Genomic DNA, 6,200 nt, shown 5'->3' on the forward strand with positions numbered 1-6,200 from the left:
CATGACCCGACTGAGCCGCGACGACTTCCGCTTTTTCCACCGCCTGCGCGTGCGCTGGGCCGAGGTGGACATGCAGAAGATCGTGTTCAACGCGCACTACCTGATGTACTTCGACACCGCCATCAGCGACTACTGGCGCGCGCTGGCGCTGCCTTACGAAGAGACGATGCACTCGCTCGAGGGCGATCTGTACGTGGTGAAGGCCACGGTGGAGTACCACGCCTCGGCGCGCGCGGACGAGCAGATCGACGTGGCGATGAAATGCGGCCGCGTGGGCACCAGCTCCATGGCCTTCACGGGCGCGATCTTCCGCGGCGACGAACACCTCATCACGGGCGAGATCGTCTACGTTTTCGCCGATCCGGCCACGCAGCGCTCGCGGCCTGTGCCCGATTCGCTGCGGGCGATCCTGCTGGGCCACGAGGCGGGCGAGGACATGGTGGACCTGCGCGTGGGCGCTTGGGCCGAGCTTGGCGAAGGCGCGAGCCAGCTGCGCGCCGAGGTCTTCGTGCGCGAGCAGGGCATACCGCTCGAGTTGGAAATGGACGCGGCCGACGCGGACGCGGTGCACGCCGTGGCGCGCAACCGCCTGGGCCGTGTGGTGGCCACGGGCCGGTTGCTGCGCGGCGAGGCGCCGGGGGTGTCAAAGATCGGCCGAATGGCCGTGCACCGCGTGCTGCGCGGCGGCAACCTGGGCCGGCGCGTGCTCTTCGCGCTGATGGACGCGGCGCGCGCGCGTGGCGACCGCGAGGTGCGGCTGCACGCGCAGCGCAGCGCCGTGGGTTTCTACGCGCGACTGGGCTTCGTGCCGCTGGGCGAGGCGTTCGAGGAAGCCGGCATTCCGCACCAGACCATGGTCAAGGCACTCTGATCCGCTCGCGCCGGTGCGCCCGCTCGCTCAGCGCGGGCGTGGCCGCGGCGCCGTCGTGGGTCCATTCGTCGATGCGCAGCTCGCCGTCGGCGTCCCAGCGCAGCACGGTGGAGCAACGCGTGCCATAGGCGTGGTCCGGCCAATGGACGAAGGGGCTGGACAGCACGCGCTCCACCGCGTCGGGCACGCCGGTGCGCGGCAGTTCGGCGTCGGACGCGAGCGTGGTGTCGATGAGCGCACCGCCCAGCGGCGCGGGCGTTTCGTCGCTGGCGTTCAGGGCCTCGCCCAGGGCCTGGGCGAGCCGGCGCGCCTTGGGCCAGGGCGTGTTCAGCGTGGCGTTGGACAAGGTGTGCACGCCGGGGCCGATGGCCCGCCAGTGGCGCTCGGGCGCTTGCTCGGCGTGGGGCGCATCGGGGTGGCGATTGCCGATCCAGGCCCATTCGCCGCGCCGCAGATCGCCCACCACGAGGTTGAAGCCGGCGTAGGCGGCGGGGTCCAGGGTGTCGACGAAGCCGGTGCTGTCGGCATCGCTCTGCAGCCAGCGCGCCACCAGTTCGCCGCGGCTGCGGCCGCGCCGCTCGGCGCCGGGCTGGCGCACGTTGGTCAGCCAGGCGATGCGCCCCGCCGGGCTCAGACCGAGCCAGGTGCCACCCTCGCGCAGGTCGCGGCCGCCGATGACGGGGGTGCCGTCGTCCAGGGCCCAGCGGTGCAGCGCGGCCGTGGGCCGGGCCCAGTACTCGTCGCGGTTGGCCGCCACCAGCAGGGGCACGCCGGGCGCGGCGTTGATCGCGAAGGCGATCAGGCACATGCCTAGATGTCTTCCAGCAGGGGGTAGGGCAGGGGCAGCAGCTGCAGGGTGGCCTCGCCCGCCCGCAGAGCCGCGCCGTCGGCCGAGCCGGTCTGCATGGACACGATGGCGTCCCAGCCGCCTTGCGGGTTCGGCGCGGCCTGCACCACGGTGCCGGTGGGCTGCTCGGCGTCGCTGGCGTGGAAGACTTCCTGGCCGGACTGGAGCGGCGCGTCGGCCTGCACCAGGTAGGCGCGGCGCTTGAGCGTGCCCCGGAACTGGCTGCGCGCCACGACCTCCTGGCCCGGGTAGCAGCCCTTCTTGAAGTTCACGCCGCCGACGGATTCGTAGTTGAGCATTTGCGGCACGAAGGCCTCGACCACGGGCTGGCCGAGGGTGGCCACGCCGCTCATCACCTCCAGCCAGTCCCATTGGGCCTCGCTGAGCGCCGCGCCGGCTGGCGCCGTCCCGGCAGGCCCCACCCACAGGGCGCGCGGCGTGCCGGCGCCGGGGTACAGGCGGACCATGCTGGTGTCGCCGTCGGCCAGGTGGGTCCAGGGGGCGGCGCCCAGGCCAGCGGGCACGGCCTCGCCGGCCAGGCCGTGCAGCGCGAACCCGTCGCTGGCGTCGCGCAGCTTTACCTTGGCGCGCAGCACGAACATCTGCAAGCGCTTGAGCGTGGGTGGCAGCAGGTCGCGGCGGCAGACCAGCAGGATGCGGTCGTGCGCGCGCTTGAAGGCAATGAAGCTGGCCAGCATGCGGCCCTTGGCGGTGCACAGGGCCGCCAGGCGGGCCTCGCTGACGCCGAGCAGGGCGAAGTCCTGCGTGAGCTGGCTGTGGAGGAAGGCGGCGGCTTCGTCGCCCTCGGCGGCGATGACGCCGAGCGAACCGAGCGGGGCCACGCCGTTCAGGGGGAGGAGGGGGGAGGGCTGGGACATGCGCGCTGAATTATCATGGCCCGTCTGTCGCGCCGTCGCCGCCCGGCGCGTTCTCCCTGTCTTCAGCACGCCTTCATGCGCCTGTTCAAGTATTTGGTGGTTTACCCCCTGTTGCTCCTGGGCCTGGCCACCATGGCGGCCCACTGGTGGGTCCACCATCCCCTGAGCCTGCCGGCCACGGTCAGCGACAGCGCGCCGCTCGAGTTCGAGATTCCGGCGGGCAGTTCCGCTCGCGCGGCGGCCAACCGCATCGAGGCCGCTGGCGTGAACGCGCCGGCCGAGTTGCTGTACGCCTGGTTCCGCCTCTCGGGCGAGTCGCGCGACATCAAGGCCGGCGTCTACGAGATCGCTCCCGGCACCACGCCGCGCAGCCTGCTGGGCAAGCTGGTGCGCGGCGAGCAGGCCATGACCCAAGCGCTGATCGTCGAGGGCTGGACCTCCAGCCAGGCCATCGACACGCTGCGCCGCTCGCCCGATCTGCGCCAGGACCTGGAAGGCCTGAACCTGGCCCAGGTGATGGAGCGCATCGGCCGGCCCGGCGTGCACCCCGAGGGTCGCTTCTTCCCCGACACCTACCGCGTCGCCAAGCACACGCCGGTGTCCGCCGTGCTGCGCCAGGCCGCGCGCGCCATGGACGAGCGATTGGCCCAGGCCTGGGCCCAGCGCGACCCGAACGGGCCGCTGCAATCGCCCGAGCAGGCGCTGATCCTGGCCAGCATCATCGAGAAGGAGACCGGCCTGCCGGCCGACCGGGACCGCATCGCCGGCGTGTTCAGCAACCGGCTGCGCATCGGCATGCGCCTGCAGACCGATCCGAGCGTGATCTACGGCCTGGGCAATGCCTTCAACGGCAACCTGCGCCGCCAGCACCTGGACACCGACTCGCCCTACAACACCTATACGCGCGCCGGCCTGCCGCCCACGCCCATCGCGCTGCCGGGACAGGCCTCGCTGATGGCTGCCGTGCGACCCGCGCGCACCAACGCCATGTACTTCGTCTCGCGCGGCGACGGCTCCAGCCAGTTCAGCGCCACGCTGGACGAGCACAACGCCGCTGTGCGGCGCTTCATCCTGCGCCGCTGATGTCCAACGCCACCACCGGTCTTTTCATCAGCTTCGAGGGCATCGACGGTGCGGGCAAGTCCACGCACATCGACATGCTCGCCAAAGCCTTCGACGCCGCCGGCCGGCGCGTGGTGCTCACGCGCGAGCCCGGTGGCACACCGCTGGCCGAGAAGCTGCGCGCCCTGGTGCTCAACGACACCATGGACCCGCTGAGCGAGTCGCTGCTGATGTTCGCCGCGCGGCGCGACCACCTGCAGCAGGTCATCGAGCCCGCCCTGGCGCGCGGCGAGGTCGTGCTGTGCGACCGGTTCACCGACGCCACCTTCGCCTACCAGGGCCATGGCCGCGGTTTCGACCTGGCCGTGCTGGGCCAGCTGGAACGCTGGGTGCAGGCGCGCGAGCAGGGCGGCCTGCGCCAGCCCGACCTTACCCTGTGGTTCGACCTGCCGGCCGCCGTGGCGGCCGAGCGCCTGGCCGGTGCCCGCGTGCCCGACCGCTTCGAGTCCCAGCCCCAGGCCTTCTTCGAGCGCGTCAGCGCGGGTTACGCCGCCCGCGCCCAGGCCGAGCCCGCGCGCTTCGTGCGCATCGACGCCAACCAACCGCGCGAGCGCGTGGCGGCGATCGTGCGCGAGGCCTTCCAGCGGCGCGGCTGGCTATGAGCGATACCGCCCTGGCCCCCTGGCTGCAACGCCAGCTTCACGCCCTGCTGGGCTGGCGCGCCCACGCGGTGCTGCTGTCCGGCCCGTCCGGCCTGGGCCAGTACGAACTGGGCCTGGCCCTGGCCCGCGCGTGGTTGTGCGAGCGACCCCAGCCGCACGGCGCCTGTGGGCAGTGTCCGAGCTGCCACGCCATCGAGGTGCGCACGCACGCCGACCTGTGCGCGCTGCTGCCCGAAACCCTGAGCCTGGAGCTGGGCTGGCCGCTGGACGAGTCCACCCAGCGCGAACTCGACGACAAGAAGCGCAAGCCCAGCAAGGCCATTCGCGTGGAGGCCGCGCGCCAGGCCGTGGCCTTCACCCAGACCACCAGCGCGCGCGGCGGCACCCAGGTGGTGCTGGTCTACCCGGCCGAACGGCTGAACGTCGAGGCCGCCAACACCCTGCTCAAGACCCTGGAAGAGCCCAGTCCCAGCGTGCGCTTCGTGCTCGCCACCGAGGCCGCGCACCTGCTGCTGCCCACCATCCGCAGCCGCTGCCAGACGCACACCCTGCAGTGGCCCGACGAGACCGAGGCCTTGCCCTGGCTGCAGGTCAGTGGCGAGATGACGCCGGCGGCGGCCCAGGCCTGGTGGCGCGCGTCCGGTGGCCGGCCCGACGAGGCCCTGGCGCTGTCTCAGCGTGGGTTCACGCCCGAGCAATGGGCCGGCCTGCCGCAGGCCCTGGCGCGCGGCGACTGGAAGGTGCTGGGCGAGCAGGCGCCCGCGGCCCAGCTCGACGTACTGCAAAAGCTCTGCCACGACCTCATGGCGCGCGCGGCCGGCGCGGCGCCGCGCTTCTTTCCGGCCGAGCAACTGCCGCCGCCGCCGCCCTGGCGCGTGCTGGCGCGCTGGGCCGACGAACTCGCGCAGGCGGCCCGCAGCGTGGAGCACCCCTACCAGGCCGGCTTGCTGCAAGAGGCCTGGGCCGCGCGGGCGCGTCAGGCCCTGGCGACCGCTCGTCGCTGAGCGGCGACCGGCCACGACGCCGCGCTGAAAACTGCACGACCGCCGCGCTCTGTTATCGACCTTTCGACCTGGTCCTTGCCCGTACACTCGACCGCCATGAGCACCAACCCAGCCACCGCCGGCGCCGCGGCGCGGCCCAGCGTGATCCAGCTCTCGATCAAGGAGAAGGCCGCGCTGTACGCCGCCTACATCCCCTTGTTCGCCGACGGCGGTATCTTCATTCCTTCTTCGCGCGAGTACCGGTTGGGCGACGACGTCTACGTCCTGCTGAGCCTGCCCGACGACCCGCAGCGCTACCCAGTGGCCGGCAAGGTGGCCTGGGTCACGCCGGCCAAGGCCCAGGGCGGGCGCACCCAGGGCGTGGGCATCCGCTTCCCGGCGGATGAAAAGTCAAAGCAGCTCAAGCTCAAGATCGAGGAAGTGCTGGGCGCCAACGTGAACTCCGATCGCCAGACGCAGACGCTCTGAGCCGGGCCCGCTCCCCCTGCGCCTCACCGCCACCGGCCGTGAGGCCTTGTGCTTTTTGGGGGATCATTGGCGGATGTTCACCGACTCGCATTGCCACCTGAATTTCCCTGAGCTGCGCGAGCAGCTCCCCGCCATCCTGGACGCCATGGCGGCCGCCCGGGTCGGTCGCGCCCTGTGCATCTGCACCACGATGGAAGAATTCGACGAGGTCCATGCCCTGGCGCGCGACCACGCCCACCTCTGGGCCACGGTGGGCGTCCACCCCGACAACGAGGACGTGCGCGAACCCTCCCTGCAAGACCTGCTCGACGGCGCGGCGCGGCCCAAGGTGGTGGGCATTGGCGAAACCGGCCTGGACTACTACCGCCTGGGCGAACGGACCCTGGCCGACATGGCCTGGCAGCGCGA

At 72.0% G+C, this 6,200-nt stretch carries 8 protein-coding genes; 6 read left to right on the plus strand and 2 right to left on the minus strand.

Annotated elements, in window-relative coordinates:
• The first annotated feature begins 1 nt into the window (after position 1).
• On the plus strand, positions 2 to 871 hold the full coding sequence (locus tag BGO22_RS00440; protein WP_070398406.1) for a YbgC/FadM family acyl-CoA thioesterase: 870 nt from the start codon (positions 2 to 4) through the stop codon (positions 869 to 871).
• Here BGO22_RS00440 and BGO22_RS00445 read toward each other — a convergent pair.
• Together BGO22_RS00445 and ygfZ are read right to left on the minus strand one after the other, a co-directional pair.
• Positions 858 to 1,679, minus strand: a complete 822-nt coding sequence (locus BGO22_RS00445; RefSeq protein ID WP_070398407.1) for an NRDE family protein — start codon at positions 1,677 to 1,679, stop codon at positions 858 to 860. The two genes, BGO22_RS00440 and BGO22_RS00445, sit on opposite strands and share 14 nt — an antisense overlap.
• Before the next feature lie 2 nt (positions 1,680 to 1,681).
• Positions 1,682 to 2,596: a CAF17-like 4Fe-4S cluster assembly/insertion protein YgfZ gene (ygfZ, locus tag BGO22_RS00450; RefSeq protein WP_070398408.1), complete on the minus strand. Its 915-nt coding sequence runs from the start codon at positions 2,594 to 2,596 to the stop codon at positions 1,682 to 1,684.
• Between the two features lie 75 nt (positions 2,597 to 2,671).
• Here ygfZ and mltG point away from each other — a divergent pair, with 75 nt between their 5' ends.
• The 5 genes from mltG to BGO22_RS00475 all read left to right on the plus strand — a co-directional run.
• Positions 2,672 to 3,679 carry an endolytic transglycosylase MltG gene (gene mltG, locus BGO22_RS00455; RefSeq protein ID WP_175442811.1) on the plus strand — a complete coding sequence of 336 codons (1,008 nt, stop codon included), beginning with the start codon at positions 2,672 to 2,674 and terminating at the stop codon, positions 3,677 to 3,679.
• Positions 3,679 to 4,320, plus strand: coding sequence for a dTMP kinase (gene tmk, locus BGO22_RS00460; RefSeq protein WP_070398409.1), 642 nt, complete (start codon positions 3,679 to 3,681; stop codon positions 4,318 to 4,320). Before mltG ends, tmk begins: the two co-directional genes overlap by 1 nt.
• Entirely contained in the window at positions 4,317 to 5,324 is a 1,008-nt protein-coding gene (locus BGO22_RS00465; protein WP_070398410.1) for a DNA polymerase III delta subunit-related protein, read from the plus strand. The genes tmk and BGO22_RS00465 overlap by 4 nt, the downstream gene beginning before the upstream one ends.
• Before the next feature lie 96 nt (positions 5,325 to 5,420).
• Positions 5,421 to 5,792, plus strand: coding sequence for a PilZ domain-containing protein (locus BGO22_RS00470; RefSeq protein WP_070398411.1), 372 nt, complete (start codon positions 5,421 to 5,423; stop codon positions 5,790 to 5,792).
• 73 nt (positions 5,793 to 5,865) lie between these two features.
• Positions 5,866 to 6,200, plus strand: a 335-nt coding sequence (locus BGO22_RS00475) for a TatD family hydrolase (RefSeq protein ID WP_286848256.1), incomplete at its 3' end; no start/stop codon positions are given.

This window comes from Hydrogenophaga sp. 70-12 (assembly GCF_001897365.1).
Classification (GTDB): domain Bacteria; phylum Pseudomonadota; class Gammaproteobacteria; order Burkholderiales; family Burkholderiaceae_C; genus Hydrogenophaga; species Hydrogenophaga borbori.